This is a genomic window from Sporosarcina sp. P34 (genome assembly GCF_002743375.1).
Lineage (GTDB): Bacteria > Bacillota > Bacilli > Bacillales_A > Planococcaceae > Sporosarcina.
This window is the reverse complement of sequence record NZ_PDZC01000002.1, coordinates 104,876-125,428: the sequence shown is the minus strand read 5'-3', so window position 1 is coordinate 125,428 and position 20,553 is coordinate 104,876. Positions and strand designations below refer to the sequence as shown.

General features: G+C 40.7%; 23 protein-coding genes. 14 read left to right on the top strand and 9 right to left on the bottom strand.

Annotated elements, in window-relative coordinates:
• Window positions 1–9 precede the first annotated feature (9 nt).
• The 5 genes from mntR (at window position 10) to CSV63_RS04435 (ending at window position 3,199) form a co-directional block, all read left to right on the top strand.
• Window positions 10–417: a transcriptional regulator MntR gene (gene mntR, locus CSV63_RS04455; RefSeq protein WP_099694758.1), complete on the top strand. Its 408-nt coding sequence runs from the start codon at window positions 10–12 to the stop codon at window positions 415–417.
• A 15-nt stretch (window positions 418–432) separates the two neighbouring features.
• On the top strand, window positions 433–1,284 hold the full coding sequence (locus CSV63_RS04450) for a CvfB family protein (protein ID WP_099694757.1): 852 nt from the start codon (window positions 433–435) through the stop codon (window positions 1,282–1,284).
• A gap of 66 nt (window positions 1,285–1,350) precedes the next feature.
• Window positions 1,351–2,238: a DUF1002 domain-containing protein gene (locus CSV63_RS04445; RefSeq protein ID WP_099694756.1), complete on the top strand. Its 888-nt coding sequence runs from the start codon at window positions 1,351–1,353 to the stop codon at window positions 2,236–2,238.
• Between the two features lie 91 nt (window positions 2,239–2,329).
• Window positions 2,330–2,611 carry a GNAT family N-acetyltransferase gene (locus tag CSV63_RS04440; RefSeq protein ID WP_099695000.1) on the top strand — a complete coding sequence of 94 codons (282 nt, stop codon included), beginning with the start codon at window positions 2,330–2,332 and terminating at the stop codon, window positions 2,609–2,611.
• Window positions 2,612–2,725: 114 nt separating this feature from the next.
• Window positions 2,726–3,199 carry a DUF4064 domain-containing protein gene (locus CSV63_RS04435; RefSeq protein WP_099694755.1) on the top strand — a complete coding sequence of 158 codons (474 nt, stop codon included), beginning with the start codon at window positions 2,726–2,728 and terminating at the stop codon, window positions 3,197–3,199.
• A gap of 188 nt (window positions 3,200–3,387) precedes the next feature.
• Here CSV63_RS04435 and CSV63_RS04430 read toward each other — a convergent pair whose 3' ends face one another.
• Window positions 3,388–3,885: a GNAT family N-acetyltransferase gene (locus CSV63_RS04430; protein ID WP_099694754.1), complete on the bottom strand. Its 498-nt coding sequence runs from the start codon at window positions 3,883–3,885 to the stop codon at window positions 3,388–3,390.
• Window positions 3,886–4,158: 273 nt separating this feature from the next.
• On the opposite strand from CSV63_RS04430, the gene CSV63_RS04425 reads away from it, so the two are divergent.
• From CSV63_RS04425 to CSV63_RS04410, 4 genes are all read left to right on the top strand, one after another.
• Window positions 4,159–4,551: a hypothetical protein gene (locus CSV63_RS04425; protein WP_233191946.1), complete on the top strand. Its 393-nt coding sequence runs from the start codon at window positions 4,159–4,161 to the stop codon at window positions 4,549–4,551.
• Between the two features lie 169 nt (window positions 4,552–4,720).
• A complete protein-coding gene (locus CSV63_RS04420; RefSeq protein ID WP_158233912.1) occupies window positions 4,721–5,485 on the top strand; it encodes a helix-turn-helix transcriptional regulator in 765 nt (254 codons plus the stop codon).
• A gap of 75 nt (window positions 5,486–5,560) precedes the next feature.
• Window positions 5,561–6,343: a membrane protein insertase YidC gene (yidC, locus tag CSV63_RS04415; protein ID WP_099635730.1), complete on the top strand. Its 783-nt coding sequence runs from the start codon at window positions 5,561–5,563 to the stop codon at window positions 6,341–6,343.
• 63 nt (window positions 6,344–6,406) lie between these two features.
• Window positions 6,407–6,655: a hypothetical protein gene (locus CSV63_RS04410; RefSeq protein WP_099694751.1), complete on the top strand. Its 249-nt coding sequence runs from the start codon at window positions 6,407–6,409 to the stop codon at window positions 6,653–6,655.
• Window positions 6,656–6,694: 39 nt separating this feature from the next.
• Here CSV63_RS04410 and CSV63_RS04405 read toward each other — a convergent pair whose 3' ends face one another.
• Complete coding sequence (locus CSV63_RS04405; RefSeq protein WP_099694750.1) at window positions 6,695–7,855, bottom strand: MFS transporter; 1,161 nt, start codon at window positions 7,853–7,855, stop codon at window positions 6,695–6,697.
• Window positions 7,856–8,027: 172 nt separating this feature from the next.
• On the opposite strand from CSV63_RS04405, the gene CSV63_RS04400 reads away from it, so the two are divergent.
• The gene (locus CSV63_RS04400) at window positions 8,028–8,963 is read left to right on the top strand and encodes a M15 family metallopeptidase (protein WP_099694749.1); all 936 of its coding nucleotides are present in this window, start codon (window positions 8,028–8,030) and stop codon (window positions 8,961–8,963) included.
• 43 nt (window positions 8,964–9,006) lie between these two features.
• Here the strand turns inward: CSV63_RS04400 and cls are convergent, their stop codons facing one another.
• From cls to CSV63_RS04375, 5 genes are all read right to left on the bottom strand, one after another.
• Window positions 9,007–10,458: a cardiolipin synthase gene (cls, locus tag CSV63_RS04395; RefSeq protein ID WP_099694748.1), complete on the bottom strand. Its 1,452-nt coding sequence runs from the start codon at window positions 10,456–10,458 to the stop codon at window positions 9,007–9,009.
• A gap of 99 nt (window positions 10,459–10,557) precedes the next feature.
• Complete coding sequence (locus CSV63_RS04390) at window positions 10,558–11,733, bottom strand: MFS transporter (RefSeq protein ID WP_099694747.1); 1,176 nt, start codon at window positions 11,731–11,733, stop codon at window positions 10,558–10,560.
• 432 nt (window positions 11,734–12,165) lie between these two features.
• On the bottom strand, window positions 12,166–14,571 hold the full coding sequence (locus tag CSV63_RS04385) for a heavy metal translocating P-type ATPase (protein ID WP_099694746.1): 2,406 nt from the start codon (window positions 14,569–14,571) through the stop codon (window positions 12,166–12,168).
• A 20-nt stretch (window positions 14,572–14,591) separates the two neighbouring features.
• Window positions 14,592–14,801: a copper chaperone CopZ gene (gene copZ / locus CSV63_RS04380; protein WP_099694745.1), complete on the bottom strand. Its 210-nt coding sequence runs from the start codon at window positions 14,799–14,801 to the stop codon at window positions 14,592–14,594.
• A gap of 12 nt (window positions 14,802–14,813) precedes the next feature.
• Window positions 14,814–15,143 (bottom strand): metal-sensitive transcriptional regulator, encoded by a 330-nt coding sequence (locus CSV63_RS04375; RefSeq protein WP_233191945.1) that lies wholly within the window; start codon window positions 15,141–15,143, stop codon window positions 14,814–14,816.
• A 231-nt stretch (window positions 15,144–15,374) separates the two neighbouring features.
• Between CSV63_RS04375 and CSV63_RS16440 the strand changes: the two genes are divergently transcribed.
• Window positions 15,375–15,524 (top strand): Lmo0850 family protein, encoded by a 150-nt coding sequence (locus CSV63_RS16440; protein WP_158233911.1) that lies wholly within the window; start codon window positions 15,375–15,377, stop codon window positions 15,522–15,524.
• A 69-nt stretch (window positions 15,525–15,593) separates the two neighbouring features.
• Here the strand turns inward: CSV63_RS16440 and CSV63_RS04370 are convergent, their stop codons facing one another.
• Window positions 15,594–15,938, bottom strand: a complete 345-nt coding sequence (locus tag CSV63_RS04370; RefSeq protein WP_099694743.1) for a zinc ribbon domain-containing protein YjdM — start codon at window positions 15,936–15,938, stop codon at window positions 15,594–15,596.
• A 73-nt stretch (window positions 15,939–16,011) separates the two neighbouring features.
• The gene (locus CSV63_RS04365) at window positions 16,012–17,196 is read right to left on the bottom strand and encodes an FtsW/RodA/SpoVE family cell cycle protein (protein WP_099694742.1); all 1,185 of its coding nucleotides are present in this window, start codon (window positions 17,194–17,196) and stop codon (window positions 16,012–16,014) included.
• Between the two features lie 217 nt (window positions 17,197–17,413).
• Between CSV63_RS04365 and CSV63_RS04360 the strand changes: the two genes are divergently transcribed.
• From CSV63_RS04360 to CSV63_RS04350, 3 genes are read left to right on the top strand one after another with little or no spacing between them, the layout of a single operon-like run.
• A complete protein-coding gene (locus CSV63_RS04360) occupies window positions 17,414–18,475 on the top strand; it encodes a D-alanine--D-alanine ligase (RefSeq protein WP_099694741.1) in 1,062 nt (353 codons plus the stop codon).
• A gap of 14 nt (window positions 18,476–18,489) precedes the next feature.
• The gene (locus CSV63_RS04355) at window positions 18,490–19,860 is read left to right on the top strand and encodes a UDP-N-acetylmuramoyl-tripeptide--D-alanyl-D-alanine ligase (protein WP_099694740.1); all 1,371 of its coding nucleotides are present in this window, start codon (window positions 18,490–18,492) and stop codon (window positions 19,858–19,860) included.
• Entirely contained in the window at window positions 19,857–20,549 is a 693-nt protein-coding gene (locus CSV63_RS04350) for an alpha/beta hydrolase (protein WP_099694739.1), read from the top strand. Before CSV63_RS04355 ends, CSV63_RS04350 begins: the two co-directional genes overlap by 4 nt.
• Window positions 20,550–20,553: the final 4 nt, after the last annotated feature.

Genomic DNA, 20,553 nt, shown 5'->3' with positions numbered 1-20,553 from the left:
GGCGATAGTTTGGCTACACCGAGTATGGAAGACTATATAGAACAAATTTATTTACAATTAGAAGCAAGAGGTGAAGCGCGTGTGTCCGACGTGGCAGAGGCGCTTTCAGTACTCCCTTCGTCTGTAACTAAAATGGCCCAGCGGCTGGATCGTGAAGGCTATGTACACTATGAGCGCTATCGAGGCTTGGCATTGACAGAACGCGGTTTGCGCTTTGGTAAAAAACTTGTGCATCGCCATGAATTACTGGAACAATTCCTGCGCATCATAGGGGTGGAAGAAGAAAATATCTACGGAGACGTAGAAGGGATTGAACATCACTTAAGTTGGAATGCGATGGATCGTATTACTGACCTAGTAGAGACACTCGAGTCTGATCCTGAATTCATAAAAAAGTTAAAGAGTAAAGCACTCTAGAGAGGATTGTCTTATATGACATTATTACAGCCAGGAACACTTGCAACGCTCGAAATACTTCGCAAAGAAGGGTCACGCTTTGTATTGGACGCTGCCGGAGAAGAAATCTATATGAATGAATCCGAAGCGCCCGATGCACAAGAACAATCGACGATAGAAGTATTTCTTTACATCAACAGAAGGGGTGAACTGACAGGTACTGCGCAAATTCCGTCCGTTACAGTTCATTCATTCGGATGGGCAAAAGTTATTCGTTTGGACAGAAGTGAAGGGGTCTATGTGGATATCGGTGCATCTTTTGAAGTGCTGATCAATCGGGCGGACTTTCCACAAATTAAAGAACTATGGCCACAACCGGGCGATGAATTATATATGACACTTCGTTCAGATCCAGGCGGCAACTTGTTCGGACGTCTAGTGACTGAAGAAAGAATCCAAGAGCACTATACAATGGCGGAAGAAGATATGTACAATCAGAATGTCAAAGCAAGAGCATACCGCTTGTTGCCAATCGGTACGTTCCTATTGACAGAAGACATCCAACGTATTTTCGTTCATGAAACAGAGCGTAAAGCTGAGCCGAGATTAGGTGAAGAAGTAGATGTTCGGATTATTGCAGTCCATGATGATGGCACGATGAATGGCTCATTATTACCAAGGAAGCAAGACCGTTTACAAACAGATGGCGAACAAATTTTAGCGTATTTGCAACAGTCGGGCGGTAAAATGCCATTTACCGATAAATCTACTCCTGAAGAAATCGATGAGATGTTCCAGATGAGTAAGGGTGCTTTCAAACGTGCACTTGGTACGTTGATGAGAGAACGAAGAATTACACAACAAGATGGTTGGACAACACTGATATAATTACAAACGCAACTTTCTTGTAAGCCTCAACGTATCTATACATATAGAACAAGGAGGAATGACTGTATGAAAAAAAGATTAGCCTCTCTAGTGACTATCATGATGATGGTCGCAATCATAGCACCGGCTGTGGTATCGGCAGATAAAGTCGTCAATGAAAAACTGGGAGTTCCGATCGTAGTATATGGTTCAAATTTATCGGATAGTGAAAAAGCGAGTGTTAAAGAAAGTTTAACAGTTGCTAATGAAGCTGAAGTGGAAGAATTGTCAGTGGACGGCAATGATTTAATCAAGTATATTCCTGGCGGTGACCGTAATGCCAGAATGTATTCTTCTGCCAAGATCACTAGACAAGAAGAAGGCGAAGGCCTCGTCATCAATATTGTGACGCCAGATAATATTACGCAAGTAACGGCAGACATGTATGCAACGGCTATGACGACTGCAGGTATTGAAGACGCCATCGTTGAAGTCGCGGCTCCCAAAAAGGTAACGGGTCATTCAGCTCTCGTTGGAATCTACAAGGCATATGAAGTGTCAGGAGAGGTACTTGATACTGAACGCACAGATGTAGCAAATGATGAATTGAGTCTAGCAACGAAGCTTTCAGAAAAAGCAGGCGTCAATCAAGACGAAGTAGCTAATTTGCTGACAGAGATAAAAAAACAGATTTCGGAACAAAAGCCGGCGACAAAGGAAGATGTAGAACAAATCGTCCATGATCAATTGCAGAAATTTAATATAGAGTTGAACGAAGCGGATCGTCAATTGTTAATTGACTTAATGGATCGGATTTCCAAACTTGATATCGATTTCTCGAAGCTTAACGAACAACTCTCTGACATGACATCGAAAATTAAAGATAAATTAGGCAATATCGATCCAAGTTTCTGGGAAAAAGTAAAAGAATTTTTTAGAAATATGGCTGAATCTCTTAAATCTTTGTTTAGTTAAGATGTCATTGTGGTACGTTATAAGGTAGAAGCATACCTACAAAGGAGAGATACGAATGAGTGAAAATAAAGACATGGAACAGCGTGAAGGAATGGATTTTGAGCTTGCGGAATTAGGCGGAACGAAGTACGCGTATCAGTATAAAGTAGCCGGTGATGTAAAAGCGGAAATTGAGTGGACTGAAGAAAATGGGATCATGACGATGACGCATACGTATACAGACGATTCACTACGCGGCCAAGGTGTCGCCAAAAAATTGCTGGACCAAGCAGCCGATAATGCACGTGAAAAAGGATTGAAGATGAAAGCGGTTTGTTCGTATGTCGTGAATGCGTTCGACCGAAGTGATGAATACAACGACGTAAAAGCCTAAGTGGTTTTAAAGGAATGGCTACGCGCTAAAAGTTCCCCATCACTTTTTGAAACTTTTCTCATTTTTTTACGTATAGTTAGTAGAGAAAAAACTAGCAGAAGAGGATGAAGTGGAATGATTAATCGTACAGCAGAGCGCGTACTCGGTATCATATCAGCTGTTTTATTGACACTGAGCGTTTTAGGTGCTGCCTTAGTAGCGTTTATTTGGAATATGGCAAGCACGGATCCAACATTCATGGAAGAATTCCGTGAAGACATTGTGAGTGAAGGTGTATTAAACACTGAAGAAGTGGATATGTTCATGTCGTTTATGGGCTCTTTTTCTACTATTATATGGGTTTTGGTAGTAGTAGCATTTATAGGTTTAGTATTGAATATTATCGGTCTAGTAAAAGTTTGGAACAATAAGAATCCAAAAACGGCTGGTATATTATTCATTATTGCAGGCCTGTTAGGTGGATTCCTATCCTTGCCATCCATCCTACTTTACATTGCGGCCATTCTTTGTTTCACAAAGAAACCCCCAATGGCTCCAGAACCTTCATCTGATGAATACGTCTCAACACAATCTAACTGGATGAACTAAATACTAACTGACACCAAAAGACCCTTTTCTTAAAGAAAAGGGTCTTTTATATACGTTCTAGTAGTCACTCTGTACGTAAAGAAAACATGCTAATTTATTTATAAGTGAAAGACAACCCTACTCACTAGAAAGTGTCCGAGTGAAGTAGTAGCAAAAGGTGTCTTTCTAGTAACTCATCTACACTTTGGTCAAGTATGTGCAGGTTGTGTGATGGGCAATGAATAATGAAGGATGTTTACGGAAACACCTTCAAATAGTTCAGGGAACGACTCAACGAAATTAAATCCTTGTTTTGCATAAAAGTCTTGAAGTGCTATGTCATTTTGATCGACATACACATCGACATTTATAGCTTCTTGTAACGTTCCAAGTGCTTCTTTTAACAGTGCTTCCTCATATCCGCTATTCCAATACCCGGGAAGCATATGAAGCGCTGTTAATTCACTCTCACCATCTACATCAATTGGTGTATAGCTTAAATATCCGATAGAATTCCCTAGTTCGTCTATCGCGAGCAATACCATGGTCTTTTCCAATTGCTTCTTCAGCATTAAATCAGAATACGTACGCTCAATATATGCTTTGATCACTTCTGTAGGTATATGTTGTTGAAATGTATGTTGCCATGCCGTGTGGGCAATCTGTTGAACATCTGGAATGTCTTCTACTGTCATTTTACGAATCATAGTGATCTCACCTCTAGTTCTCTTTCTACATAGTATAACAAATTAGGCTTTGCAAAACTACTATGCCGTAAAAATGCTAACGACTCCTGAAGTAACTAATAAACTATAACTTATACGTAATAATAGAAATGATCACCAAAAGACATTCGCATCCTAAGTTTATAATTACTAAGCAACTAACCAAGCAATAGACGTTTGAAAGTAAGACTGCGGGGTATATTAAGCAGTAGGTAGAAATTCGCTACAATTACATTACGATGGAGGATGGTAAATATGGCTAAAAAATCAAATGGGTTATTATTCGCAACACTTGCAGCAGGAGCGTACGCTTTCTTTAGTAAAAAGGAAAATCGTGATAAGGCAATGGAAACAGTAGGTGTGTTAAAGGAAAAAGTAGACACATTTGTTAATAACAATAAATTGGTTGATCAAGCGACTGAAAAAGTTGGACATTCAGATCCGGCAGATTTGAGAGATAACAACATGGTATCTGAGGGAGCACAGACAAGTGTTCATTATTACAACCAAGAAGTACAAGATCCAGATAAAAATGCGGCAAAAAAAGATGGCCTTTACAAGAAAAATGAAGATACGAATGATAATAAGCCGCTATATAATAAAGATGAATCAACAAAGGAAGCGGAAAAAAACAATAAATCCAACTAAATCCCATCATAGTAAAATACTAAAAGCGCCCCTTAAAAAAGGGCGCTTTAATACATATATAGCGTTAACGACATAAAGGGTAGATAATCCTGGAGGATGAGGTAAAATAATGTATATATAGTAACAGATCTTGCGTAGTCATATATATAGAATGAGTGGGGTGATACTCATGACGGGCAAGAAAATAGAAACGTCTAATTTGGATTTGATCCGTGTTATGGAGAAAGAGGGAAATACGGAGCAAGCAAAGTTGTTTTTTTATCTAGAAAAAGAATTTCTTGCACAGGTGTTCAATCTGGAAAAAGACGGTGCACGTTCTAAGCTGAAGGAAATAAGGGGAATTTTATATGAATATAAACCTAGACATTCATATGAAATCATAAAACATTATTTTATTATCCTTTCTTCTATTATCGCAAGACGCTTACAAAAAGAATCTATTTTTACTGAAGAAAATGCCTTTATCTTTAATGTGGCGTGTATAGAAATGATCGAAACCAATCTGCATAAAGAAAACTTGGTGGAAATTGGAGACGAATTAGTCGAGTTTTACTGTTACATCTTGAAAGGAAAAATAAAACCTTCCCTATCGCATGAAACAGTTAATGAAGTAATTCAGTACATAAATGAAAATGTTGAAAGCCCATTAATCGTTGAAGAAATTGCAAAACATTTCAATGTTAGTACAAGTCACCTTTCTCGTATATTCCGAGAACATACATCTGTTACATTAGTAGAATATATTACAATCCGTAAAATAGAAGAGATACAGTTTTATTTACGTTTCTCTAATATAAAGATTGCAGAAATTGCAGAGAGATTTCATTTTTGTAATCAAAGTTATTTCACACGTGTCTTTAAAAAGTATACGGGATTAACGCCTCGACGCTTTCGGAAGGACTTAGATAGAAATTACTTTCAATTTACTTTTTAAAAAGGTGATTCGCTGTAAATTTACCGCTGTTTGCTGTATACTTTTCTTTAGTTTGAGATAGCGTAGGTGAAATCATTGAAGAAAAGAATAGGACTCGTAAGTTTACTAGCAATTACTGCTGTATTTTTGAGCGGTTGTTCAGGCGTGGAAAACAAAACAGGTATTTTTTACAGTACATTTGTTAGACCGATGGATTGGCTACTTCATTATCTAGGGGAAGCGTTCAATGGGAATTATGGCTTTGCGATCGTACTGATTACCGTAGCGATTCGTGTAGTTTTGATGCCGTTGATGTTAAAGAACTATAAATCTCAACAAGAGATGAAGGTAAAGATGGATGGATTAAGACCAGAAATGGAAGATATCCAAAAGCGTATGAAAGCATCTAAGGAAGCTCAGGATAAAGAAGAGCAAATGAAGCTTCAACAGGAAATGATGGGATTGTATTCTAAGCATGGAGTCAATCCGTTAAACATGGGTTGTTTACCGCTTGTGATTCAAATGCCAATCATCATGGGCCTATACTTTGCTATACTTTATGCACCACCTGAAGTGAAAAATCATGAATTCTTATGGTTTAAACTAGGTGAACCAGATATTATTATGATGTTAGTAGCCGGAGCTGTGTACTTTGTCCAAGCTCGGGTGTCATTGTGGACGATGCCTGAACAGCAACAGAAACAAATGAAGTTATTTATTTACATGTCACCTATTATGATTATGTTCATTTCGTATACTGTAATGGCTGCATTACCACTCTATTGGGCAGTCGGAGGATTACTGTTAATCTTCCAAACGTATCTTGGACGTAAATTTTACTTTAAACATGTTGAACCGCCAGTAGCGGAAGAAAAGTAAGGTACTCAGAAAGCTGGTGCATACCGGCTTTTTTTGTTGCCGACAATGGAGAGGAAGAGTCGCATGAAATTGAAATGGATCATGGGCTTGGCAATTACAGCTTCTGCCGCCGCAGCGCTGTACTTTATCATCAAGTTAAATTTGGAATTCGCCATTTTGTTCATGCTAATCATGTTTACCTTTACCAATGCCGCACGAACCATTATGTATAGAAACGAAGGTTTGATGCGTGAAGCGAAATGGATGCTTTGGATGGCGCTAGGTTTCGGAGTAGGTTCAATAGGAACATTAGCGTACATCTTACTATTTTAAACAAAGGAAAGGCCGCAATTAAAACAGCGGCCTTTCCTTTTATTCAATTTTATGAGAAATATGATGCCTTGTTCCAAAAGTTACCGTCAATGCTCCTATGGAACAAAAAGCCATAGTGAGGAATGCAAGGCGGGGTGACTGGTCATATAAGTATCCAGCAGGGAATGTCAAAATCGCGATACTGAGACTCAGAGCCACTGCTGCATAGACACCTTGCGCAGGAGCGATGAGACGATGCGGCACGTTCTTTGATATGTATTGAATGAATGCAAAATGCGCCATGCCGAATGATACCGAGTGGAGAACTTGTGTTGCGATAAATACACTAGTCATAGGAAAGAGAAAGATGGAAATCCAACGAATGGAAGAACCAATTGCGGCTATTAGGAAAATAGTTGATGTCCTAACATCGGTAAGCAAACGATCCGCCTGCGTGAAAAATAAGATTTCAAACAGCACTGCGATGTTGAGGATCAATCCGATATAAAAACCGTTGATTCCCATGTCATCCAAGAAGATAAACCCATAGTTATAATACGAAGCATGTGAGCCTTGCAGTAAAATTGCAATAAATAAGACGATTACAAACGATTTATTGGCGAATAAAGCCCGCAGTTGACCCTTTTGTGCTATAGAATCTGCAACTGGATGGTTTTGCAATACGATAGGAACGGATTGAAAGGAAAATATCAAGCCCATACCGAGTCCGATGATCATCATATACAAAATGGCTTGCTCACTCCAGATTGCCGTTACCGTACCGATTAAAAGCAAGGCGACAGTGTAGCCGATTGAACCGAATGAGCGGCTCTTGCCATAATGGATTTGTCCATGTTGCATCAATAAAGATGCACCACTTTCCACGCTCGGAAGGATGATAGGATAAATGGAGTTGAATAAAACCGTCAATCCAAATAGAATCGCAAAAGGACTTTCGGGAAGATAAGCAAGCGCGAGAACGAAGGATAAAAAGATAGTCCAACGTATAACACGCAGGAGTGACATATTTCGTGTAGCGTATGGAAACAGGAAGAATGTAGAAAAAGACCTAACGATCATCCCGACCCCCATCATGAGACTGGCCTGTGTTACCGAAAGACCTTTTGCCGAAGTCAGCCAACCTGTCCAATAAGGTAAAAAAATTCCCCATGTAAAGAAAAATATAAAAAAGCTCATCGAGAGCCAGCGTTGATTATTCACATGCACTACCTCACAATACTGACTGAATCTTAAGTTACGTAAATATTAGCATAGACAGACGAAAAAGAAAAATGGTGATACACTAGAATACGTAGTTTGAAACAGAGCATAATTTGGATCTACAATAGACTGATAGTGTAATAAGCGATTTAGAAAGAAAGCAGGGTATAGCATGAGAAATAAAAACGATGAATATTCCGCCAAGAAGCGTAGGCGGAAAAACAAATGGATAAATGGTGGGATTGTTCTTCTCTTAATTATCCTTTCGGGTAGTGTGTTATGGATAGGAACGAACGGCTGGAGTGTAGAAAAAGCGGTTGATAATATTCAAAATGGATCAGAATCAGCAGCGGACTTTCTAGAAATAGAAGGGCCTTCGGATTCAGAGAGTACGGGTCCGACAAAGCGTAGCCAGGAAAATACATCCCCTTCAGACATGCCGAGTGAAGAGCCACTTCGAAAGCCAGAAGATCCATTAATCAGAGAAGAAATACCAGAAGAAAAGTCTATAGGGCAAGCAGTGCCACAAAAACCAATAAAACCTTCCAATCCTACTGGTTATATAAAAGGGCAGAAGTTACCTAAAGAACCGAAGCTCATTAAAGGTGTATTGCTTGTCAATAAACACTATCCTTTACCGAAAGACTATGCCCCTGGAGAAAGCGCAGAAGCAAGAGAAGCGTTCAATGAGTTAGCAGCAGAAGCCGTTATATCGGGCATTAATCTGCAGGCGTTCAGTACGTATCGTTCGTATGAATATCAAGCCATCTTATACAACCGTTATGTGGAGAGAGACGGGCAAGAAGCGGCCGATCGTTATAGTGCACGTCCTGGCTATTCGGAGCATCAGACAGGGCTCGCATTTGATATCGGTGAAGTCAATCATGAAAAACATTGGGCGTCGAATTCGTTCGGTGATACGGAAGCGGCTAAGTGGCTTGCTGCCAATGCCCATCGATTCGGATTTATCCTTCGCTATCCTAAAGGGAAAGAAGAAATGACTGGTTACATGCATGAATCTTGGCACTATCGGTATATCGGAAAAGATCAAGCTGAACAACTATTTAAACGTGGCATTACTCTAGAAGAATATTTGGGTATACAGTAAAAACAGCCGATAGAAGATCAGGATCTTCTGTCGGCTGTTTGGCTTATAAGATGGGGGAAAGTAAGCGTGAGATGGATTCCTTCACTTTAATCAATCGTTCACGCTCCAAATAAGCATCTAGTGTCAGTTCGGTTGAGTTTTGAATATCTTCTTCAAAAATCTCTGCCAACTCATGTGATTTTTCCCGATCATATATGAAAGCATTTACTTCGAAATTCAAGCGGAAACTACGAACGTCTATATTTGCGGTCCCAACAGACGATACTTTATCATCCACTACGATTTGCTTAGCATGGATAAAACCATTTTCATAAATATATATTCTCGCTCCAGCTTTTAATAAAATACCGACATTCGAATAAGTCGCCCAGTAAACAAACATATGATCCGGCTTATTAGGAATCATAATTCGCACGTCTACACCTGATAGACACGCGATCCGAAGTGCATCAAGCATACTCGTATCCGGAATAAAATAAGGCGTCTGAATATAGATGTAGTCTTTTGCCAAAAATATCATTTTCAAATAGCCATCTTTAATATCTTCCCACTCCGAATCAGGTCCGCTAGACACAATCTGCAAGCCGACATCCCCTTTGCGAGGAATCGCTGGGAAAAATCGTTCATTGTATTGAATATTCGTTTTAGGAGAAGCTTGATTCCAATCGAGTATAAAGCGCGTTTGTAATGGATGAACTGCACTTCCCTCTATTCGGAGATGGGTATCGCGCCAGTAACCAAATTTCTTGCTAAGACCCAAATATTCATCCCCTACGTTAAATCCACCGATGTAACCAATTCGCCCATCGACAATTACAATTTTCCTATGGTTCCGGTAATTTAAACGTGGATTGATCAATGGTAGTAAGGCGGGGAAGAACGCTGCTACTTCACCCCCGCTATCGAGTAATTCATGAAAATTCTTCACATGCAAACCACGTGAACCAATATCGTCGAACAGCATCCGGACTTTTACACCCGATTTCGCTTTACTGATTAGAATCTTTTCAATCTGCTTTCCTATTCCATCCTGTCGGAAAATATAATACTGAATATGGATATGATCACGAGCGTTTTCTAAGTCTTCCAGTAATGCATCGAATTTATCATGACCATCCGTATATACCTTCACATCATTATCTTGTGTTAAGACGGAATGATTATTACGTAAATGTAAATAAATCATATCGTCATATTCTTCCGTATCGGTCTTTAGAAACTCAAACGTCTCATTTTCTATAGCCTCGAGTTGATAATTAATCAGCTTTTCAATACCGATCTTACTCCTACCTTCCCAACGGAATAAGTGCTTTTCACGCAATTGGCGGCCGAGTAATAAATAGACAATGAAACCTAAAATCGGAACAAAGAACAGCACGAGGAGCCATGCCCAAGTACTTGTAGGATCCCGACGCTCTAAAAATATTAAAGCAATGGCGAGAAATATATTAACAATTAACGTGCTTGTGATAATCAAACTAATAACTTGCGTCATATGCTTCCTCCCATAGGGTATATACTATTCATTTAGTATAACGGAGTTGCGAATAAATAACCTATTTATAATGTAAGATGAAGCTTCTCACGCTTTATATTAAACAATTGGATCTGTTGTGTTTCGCAAAGAGCGTGTAGATTTCCGGAAAATAAATACGAGTCCTATGGATAGTAGAGCTATGATGGCAGAAACAAAGTACATATTTCCTGCCTGCATTGTGAATACCCACGTAAATAGCAAAGGTCCAATAATACGTCCCATATTATCCATCGAGTATGAGAGACCTGCCGCAGTACCGTACATACCACCTGATTCTTTCGTTGTAAGAGATACAAGTACTGTCCGAACTAATGCGTTACCAGCAGTGAATACGCTCATCGCAAAACCGGCCCAAAGCAGATTTGTGGAAAATGGAATAAGTATAAGTCCAATTGCCGTAACGACTTGCGCAACGATAATCCATGAAGTTTCCATTCCATTTTTGACACGTCGTACCACACCGCCTTGAATGGCTGCATCTACTAAGCCACTAGCCATAAACAAATACCCAAGTTGCAATGGCGTGATTTGAATTTTATCTATTTGAAAGAGTTGGAATGTAGCTTCCACACCAGCAAGTAAAAAAGTAATAATGAATGAAGTGATAAATAGATAACGAATACGATACGTCCACAGAGTAGAGGCTCCTTTAGGAATAATCGTCCGTTTATTTCCTTCACTATGACGTTTTGGCTCTTTCAGAACAATCATAGCGTACACTCCTAATAATAACGTTAAAGCACCAGAAGCGATGAATGGTAATTGCAAATGAACGTCACCAAGAATACCACCAATTGCTGGGCCGAAAATAAAGCCCAGACCGATTGACATACCGAGCAAACCCATATATTTATTACGATTCTCCTCAGTCGTGATATCAGCGACAAAACCCGTTACGGCCGTATACAGCGCGCCTGAGAAAATACCCCCTACTACACGTGAAACGTAGAGCAATACAATATGGTGCATGAATGCCGCGAATAAAAAGAAACTGGCGCTAAAGCCAAGTAATCCAATCATAATCAGTTTCTTTCTACCCATGCGGTCAGACAGCGCGCCCCATAACGGTGCAGTGAAAAATGAAGACAAGGCATAAATCGTTAGCAAGCCACCAACATGCACTTTCGAAAAGCCTTCAGCGAGTATAACCTCGGGTAGAATAGGGATAATGATGCCGAAGCCAAGATAAACGAAGAACTGGACGGACATTAATAATAAGATCGTTTTCTTCATGTGTAACCTGCTTTCTGAATGAATAGTTTCTTTCTCATCGTACGATGAATAAGGTGAGCATTCAAGTCACAGCTGGGTAGAAGAGAGTGAAGAGTGTCTTTGTATCTGCGAGAGGGTGTATGGCTTCAGCTGTCTTCTGCATCACTTCCAATTTTAAAGTGGAAGGATGCAAACTATTTACTGGTGAGAGTGTGTAATGATGGTTTTGTTTGTTTTAGTTCAAGTAGAATGCAGTTTAATTTCATAATCAAATCCAAAATTGATAGCTATCCTACCTTACAACAGTATGGCGTACTCATTTGCATGGCTAGGAATCGAAATTCCTCCTCAAATTGTGGCTTTCCTATGTATTTTATTGGGTACTAACTAAACAATAGAAAAAGACTGCCTTTGGAAGTCATTTACGATTCCTCAGACAGCTCTATACTTTTCTTAATGCAATTTCACGCGCTGCAAACGTAAAGCGTTCAATACAACAGATACTGAACTAAACGCCATTGCAGCCCCTGCTAACCAAGGAGCTAACAAACCGGCCGCAGCAATCGGTATACCGATTGAATTATACGCCAGCGCCCAGAACAAGTTCTGCTTAATATTCTTGACCGTCAACTCACTCATTTTCAGTGTATCCACTACACGCAATAAATCACCATGCATAAGTGTTATGTCAGCCGCCTCCATCGCGACCGCTGTGCCGGTACCCATTGCCATACCAATATCGGCTACCGCAAGAGCGGGGGCATCGTTTATACCGTCACCAACCATAGCTACGCGCTTACCTTCAGCTTGTAAGGCGCGGATGACCTCTGCTTTACGGTCTGGCAATACGCCTGCAATGACATGGTCAATGCCTGCAGTGTTTGCAATCGCTTCAGCTGTCATACGTTGATCACCAGTCAACATGATGACATCGAGATTCATCGCGCGAAGCTCAGTGATTGCTTGCTTCGATGTATCTTTAATTGTATCTGCGACGGCAATAATTGCTTCATGTATACCATCTACCGCCATGAACATGACGGTCTTGCCATCGCCTTCCATTTGTTCTACGGAAGCAATTGTAGAATCAAATTCTACGTGATGAAGAGAAAGTAGGTTTCTCGTTCCTAGTAAAATGTTTTGTCCGTCAATTATTGTTTGAATTCCGTAACCGGGAATTGCTTCAAATGACTCAACGGTAGGTAGCGAAGAAAGGTGCTGCAGCCCATGAGACGTAATGGCTTTTGCCACTGGATGCTCGGAGTCACTTTCAGCTGCAGCAGCAAGTGACAGTAATAACATACGCTGTTTTTCATTGCGAACGTGGAAATCTGTTAGTTCTGGAAGACCTTTTGTAATGGTTCCTGTTTTATCAAAAACAATTGTATCGAGTGACTGAGTTTGTTCCATTGCTATGGCAGTTTTAAACAACACGCCTTTTTCGGCCGCCCGCCCTGACCCTGCCATGATGGAAGTAGGGGTGGCAAGACCAAGCGCGCATGGACAGGCAATGACTAAAACAGCAATCATGCTTGTTAAGGAAGCTTCGAAATCACCAGGTGCAACTATGAAATACCATATGAGGAGCGTGATGAACGCAATCCCTACAACGATAGGTACAAACACGCTAGAGATTTGGTCAGCTAGTCTCTGGATCGGTGCTTTTGAACCTTGTGCTTCCTCTACTACGCGAATAATAGTGGAAATCATCGTGTCTTTACCGACATTCGATGCTTTTATCCGTAATGAACCATTGGCGTTCACGGTAGCAGCAAACACTTCATCGCCTTGTTGTTTATCGACAGGTAAACTTTCGCCCGTTAGCATTGATTCATCCACTGCAGAGGCTCCGGATACTACCAGTCCGTCAACGGGAATAGAAGCTCCTGGTCGAATGACGAGAATATCTCCGTGAGTTACTTCATGAATGGATATTTCCACGGCTTCTCCGTTGCGCTCCAGAATAGCTACTTGCGGTTGCAATTTCATAAGGTTTTTAATTGCATCTGAAGACCGGCCTTTTGCGCGTGCCTCGAATAATTTACCTAATAAAATCAATGTAATCAAAACTGCACTTGTTTCGAAATACAAGCCATGATCTAGTGCATAACCAGTTAACGTAAGGTAGACCGAATAGAAATATGCAGCGGATGTACCAAGAACAACCAATACGTCCATATTGGCGCTACCGTTACGTAATGCTGCGTATGCCCCTTTATAAAATATGGCCCCAATCCAAAACTGAACAGGTGTTGCTAGTATCCATTGGAAATATGGATCCATGAAAATTTCGGGCACATACATCCAAGAAGTAAAGGAAAAATGTGCAAACATGGTCCACAAAAGTGGTAATGATAGGATGGATGAAAAAATTACCTTGCGCATCTTTTCATCAATGTCTTTTCGTCGATAATCTGTTTGGTCATCCGATTCTTCTATACGGAGTGATGCTTCATAACCAATATTTTTGATCTTCTGCATGATATCTGCTAATTCTAAAGCGGCTGGATCATAGTTTATATGAGCGGTTTCAAGTGCTAAGTTGACGGTGGCGGATTGAATGCCTGGCATTCGCGACAATACTTTTTCAATTCGCGCTGAACAAGCGGCGCACGTCATACCGCGAATGTTAAGGTTTACTTCTTCTATCAGTACGTCATAACCTAGTTTTTGAATTCGCTCTTCCACTTCAGTTAATCTGATTTGGTTGGCATCAAATGTCACTACTGCTTTTTCCGTAGCGAAATTGACAGTAGCTGCCGATACACCTTCCATTTGCTGTAATCCTTTTTCAATGCGGTTAGCACAAGCGACACACGTCATCCCTGTAATAGCAATTTCTTTTTTTTGCTCATTCATGATGTTGGTCACCTTTCTTGTTACGCTTCGACATCATATCCTTGATCTTCAATGGCTACTGTCATTTTTTCAATGGTTACAACAGATTCGTCAAACTGCACGGCTACACTATTTGCTTTCAAATCAACCAAAGCACGTTCAACTCCTGGTAATTCCGTTAATGTACCTTCTACTGCTTGTACACAGTGATTGCATGTCATCCCTTTGACATTCAAAGTAGTTGTGGTCATCTATAATTCCTCCTATTTTCTAATTAATTTAGCTATAGTCTTAGCCAGTTCATCTAAGACCTCTTCATCGCCTTTAGCTAATCGATTTTTGACACAGCCTTTTAAGTGTCCGTCCAACAAAACATTTGCCACACTGTTTAAAGCAGATTGTGTAGCAGATAGTTGAGTAATAATATCATCACAATAAACATCGCGCTCTATCATACCTTTGATGCCTCGTATCTGACCTTCAATACGGTTTAGACGATGGCTCAAGTTCGTCTTAATTTCTTCCGGATGATGACTCTTGCGACAAGAAGTTTCTACTGTATCCAGAGAAGGATCTTCAGGTAGTAACGCCACTTGATATCCACCACCTTTCATATATATTCATTTTAATATACGTGTGGGGGGTATGTCAAAATATCCATTTTTACGTATTGGAGTTTTAAACTTACCAAAAAGGTGAAAATGTAACAAAAAAGAAAGATTTAAAAGGTGGTTAGCGTGGTATACTAAGGACCATAATACATTTTAAAAATATAGAACTTCATGAGCAATAAAACGTCTATATAACTGACTAGGAAGGTTGAGGTGGAAGAAGTGGCTAAAGAAATGGATTTCAAGAAAATTATTTCCAACTTGGCGAAGCTTGGTGTTTCCGCAAAACTCACAAAATCCAGAAGTGATATGTTGCAAGCATTGACGCCTGCCGTACAATCACCACCCGTTCAAGCTAATTAAATAAAAGACCATACGAAAAGCTCACCCCTGATTATATTCAGGAGTGAGCTTTTCGCGTCAGTGGATGTGTTAAATTTTCTTCACAAACTCCGACTTTAATTGCATGGCGCCAAATCCGTCGATCTTACAATCAATATTATGGTCACCATCGACTAAGCGAATACTTTTCACTTTCGTCCCCATTTTCAATGCATTGGAACTTCCTTTTACTTTTAAATCTTTAATGACCGTTACAGAATCTCCATCTTGTAACACGTTTCCATTTGCGTCCCTAATCTCTAGCATATCTGTTTGATCGTGTTCTTCCGTCGATCCAGGCATCCATTCATAGGCACACTCTGGACAAACAAGAAGGTTTCCATCTTCATATACGTATTCAGATTGACACTTCGGACAATTTGGTAAAGTCGACATAAAAAAACCTCCCTTTCCTATACATTCTACACAATTTGTGACTGCTCGGAAAGGGAGTCAGATTCGTTTGATGTTAGTCAGTGTCATCCGCGTCGAATAAATACGTTCGCTGATGGAACTTCATACTAAAGATCAAGCCGATTGCTAACAGATTACTGAATAAGGAACTTCCCCCATAACTGATAAATGGAAGAGGGATACCTGTGATAGGTAACAGCTGTATATTCATTCCGATATTTTCAAATACGTGGAACGCAATCATCGCAATGATACCCGTACAAACATACACACTGAACGGATCGTGCAAAGAAAGAGCAACTTTCGTTAAATGGTAAATTAAAATGAAATACAGTGTGATAACTACACAAGCACCGATAAAACCATATTCTTCTCCTATTACACTGAAGATAAAGTCCGTATGGTTCTCAGGGATGTATACAACCCGCTCCAGAAAACCTTTACCCGTCAGTTGTCCTGAGCCTATTGCGGTCATTGCCGTAATCAAGTTGTACCCTTCATCTGTTGGATAAGAGTAAGGGTCGAGCCAAGAATAGACACGTTTGAACTGATAAGGTGAAAACCCGAATTTATCGAGCAAGTCTTGTGCGAATAGTGACATCCACAGCACGCCTCCCGCGGCTGCGGCTCCTAATGCAAAGATAGGTACGAGTAATTTCCATGAGATACCGGACACGATGACGATAGCAGCGGTAATCGAAATGAAGACGAGTGAAGTTCCAAGGTCGGGCTGCTTCATGATGAGAAACAACGGAACGACAAGCATTAGCGCAATTTTACCAAGCAACAGTAGATCCGTCGTATACGTTCTATTTAACGAGCGTTCGTTATGTGTGCTGACCAACTTGGCAAGTCCGATAATAAAGAATGTCTTAATGAACTCGGCAGGCTGGATTGTCCCAATGACGGGTAAATGCAACCAACGTTTTGCGCTATAGCGCATTTCTGCAATTTGCCCTGGACCGCCGGGCGCCAACATGAGAAAAATCAACAAGAAAATACCGAAGCCATAGAAATACCAAGCGAACTTTTTATATTGATCGGGTTCAAAATACATGACCATTGCTACGATGAAAGAACCGAGTATATACCATCTCACTTGTTTTAAAACGAAGTTCTGTGTATATTGCTCAGAGGTTTGAGCGGATCCAATGACGAAAAAACTGACAATCGCGAAAAGTAAAATGATAAAGGCAAGTGTCCAGTCGAATCGTTCACCTAGCCTGTTTGATTGTTTCAATTATGAAATCACCTTTTCTTAAGCTAGTATTCTCTTATTATAATTACCTATTATATCGCAAAACTTTTTAAGAAGTACACCCATTAATAGACGAGTTGTGAAATGATTGGTTTCTACGAAAAGGAAAAAGAGTGGAGAACGTTGGTTTTTCATTCATGAATTGGCACTGTTCATGGTAAACTGTATGAATGAAAACTACGGAATGTGAGGAGATTACATGAAAAGACGGTTAGGTTTAGTATATGGCGGGAAATCCGCGGAGCATGAAGTGTCGCTTTCTACGGCGCGCGCAGTAACAGAGGCGGTTGATTTAAGTAAATATGAAGTATTACCAATCTATATTACGATGCAAGGGGAATGGCTAAAAGGGGAACCGTTGACTGGACCGGTTACGGAGATTGAGGCACTACGTCTGAAAAGTGAACAACCACAGCCCGATCATATTGAAAGTTTTTTGCATGGAGATATGCCTGATGTTGTTTTGCCGCTTCTTCACGGAACGAACGGAGAAGACGGAACAGTACAAGGATTATTTGAAGTCTTAAATATTCCATACGCAGGGAACGGAGTGCTCGCTTCTTCAGCAGGTATGGATAAAGTCATCATGAAACAATTATTCGCACAGGCTGGGTTGGCACAAGTTGCATATGTCCATTTCATTCGCAGTACGTGGAAAGAACATGCTGAGCAACTATTAGATCAAGCGGAACACGAACTTACATATCCAATGTTCGTCAAACCGGCCAACCTTGGATCGAGTGTAGGTATTAGTAAAGCGGATGATCGCGAGTCGCTCCAAAAAGCGATTGAGCTAGCATTGAAGTTTGACCGAAAAATTATTGTGGAGCAAGGAATTGTGGCACGTGAGATTGAAATGGCGGTTCTGGGTAACGACCATCCTGAAGTATCGGTAGCAGGAGAAATCCGTCCGGTTGCTGACTTTTACGACTATGAAGCGAAATATAAAGACCAAAGCACAGAGTTATCTATTCCAGCTGAAGTGCCAAATGCAGTTGCTGAACATATGAAAGATATGGCAATCCGTGCATTTAAAGTTCTCGACTGTTCAGGACTCGTACGAGCAGACTTTTTCGTCACGGCAGACAACGAAGTATTGATCAATGAAGTAAATACATTACCTGGCTTCACACCGACAAGTATGTTCCCATTACTGTGGCAAAAGTCTGGATTGACTTATCCAGAATTAATTGATCAGTTAATTGAGCTGGCAGTAGAACGTCATACAGAAAAACAACAATTACAATATACAATGGACTGAGTGGAGGAAGAAACGTGAAACGAAATCTATCAACGATCCAGCAATGGCTTCAGGCAGAAGGGCAGCATATCGCAGAGCAACAAGTGACAGGCGTCTGCATCGATTCACGGAATGTGAAAGCGGGGGACTTGTTCATCCCTTTTAGAGGTGAACAAGTAAATGGTCATCAATACGTCAAAGGGGCGATTGAGCAAGGTGCAATCGCGTCGCTTTGGCTAAAAGATGAACCTAATCCACCGGCAGGTCTACCTCTTCTATTCGTCGAGGATTCAGAGCTCGCATTACAGCAAATGGCCCGTAGCTACCGAAGTGAATTAAGGTGTACTGTCATCGGAGTCACAGGGTCGAATGGTAAAACGTCGACTAAGGATCTGATTGCAGGGGTATTGTCACCTTATCGCAAGGTCAAGAAAACGGAAGGCAACTTCAATAATGAGCTTGGCCTACCATTGACGTTATTATCTGTTGAAGATGACACAGAAGTCGCTATTCTTGAAATGGGGATGAGCGGCTTTGGAGAAATTTCATTTCTTTCAACGCTTGCTAAACCACAGTTTACAGTCATAACTAATATTGGTGAGGCACACATGCAAGACCTAGGTTCACGCGAAGGGATTGCAAAGGCAAAGTTTGAAATCATCGACGGTCTGGTGAGTGGTGGTATGTTGCTTTACGATGGTGATGAACCGTTACTAAAAGAGTTAGTACAACAACAGTCAAGTTTGCGAAGTGTGTCATTCGGTTATGAACAGGCTGATTTGACTGCGCAACAAATTATATCTACCGATAAAGGTAGTGCATTCACTGTAACAGGTAAGCTTGATGGGCAGTTTACCATTCCGGTTTACGGTTCTCATCAAGTGAAGAATGCACTAGCCGCGATTATAATCGCAAAAGAATTAGGTCTAACAGAAAAACAAATTGAAGAGTCATTGAGTGAAACTACATTAACGGATATGCGCATGCAACCTATAGCGGGGAAAAACGGTTCATTACTCATTAATGATGCATACAATGCTGCGCCCACTTCCATGCGTGCGGCGTTCCGTTTTATTGATGAAACGTCAGTCAAACAAAACAAGTGGCTTGTCCTTGGGGATATGCTAGAGCTTGGTACTGACGAACAGCGCTACCACGAAGAGCTCGCGGAGGAATTGAATACTATGAATGTAAGTGGGATTGCGCTATTTGGACCCCGTATGAAGTGGTTGTCAAACCAGTTGAAGGATTACCCTGGTGAAATTATGTGGACTGCGAATGACACGGTATTGCTTGCGGATGCGTTGCGCCCAAAACTAACGGATCAGACAGTGGTGTTGTTTAAAGGGTCTAGAGGAATGAAACTGGAACGGATTATAGAGATACTCGCAGAGGAAAAGTTGTGACAACAGGCGTTCTCATCATTCACGGATTCACGGGCGGTCCTTTTGAAATCGCACCGTTCAAAAGATTTCTAGAGAATCACACCAATTGGAAAATAGTAGTGCCTGTTTTACCGGGGCATGAAATGGATCTAGGCGTACAGAAAGGCTCCGCCAAGTCCTGGATGATGGGGGCAGAATTAGCATTACGAAAACTACAGAAAGAAGTAGATGACGTCATAGTCGTCGGCTTCTCGATGGGGGGCTTGATTGCTATGTATTTGGCACTGCGCTATCCGATAAAAAAGCTAATTCTACTAAGTGCTGCGGCGAAATATATTAGTCCGCGTATTTTATTGGGAGATGCGGGAATCATGATCAGGTCCTTTATACGTAGGAGTTATCCATCAGACTCGTTTTATCATCTGTATAATTATAAGCTCACAAATACACCTATTCGTGTAGCAATAGAGTTTTTACGCGTCGTTCGCTTAGTGCAGCGGTATTATCACCAAGTCAAAACGCCTGTTTTTATCGTGCAAGGGGAGCAAGATGGAATTGTTCCCGCATTTACAGCGAAGTTATTATACGAACAACTTGGATCAAAAGAAAAACACTTGATTTATTCGAAGAATGGCAAACATCATATTTGTTATAGCGAAGATCGCCATGTATGGTTCCCGAAAGTGCTGCAATTCATGCACGAAGACTGATTAA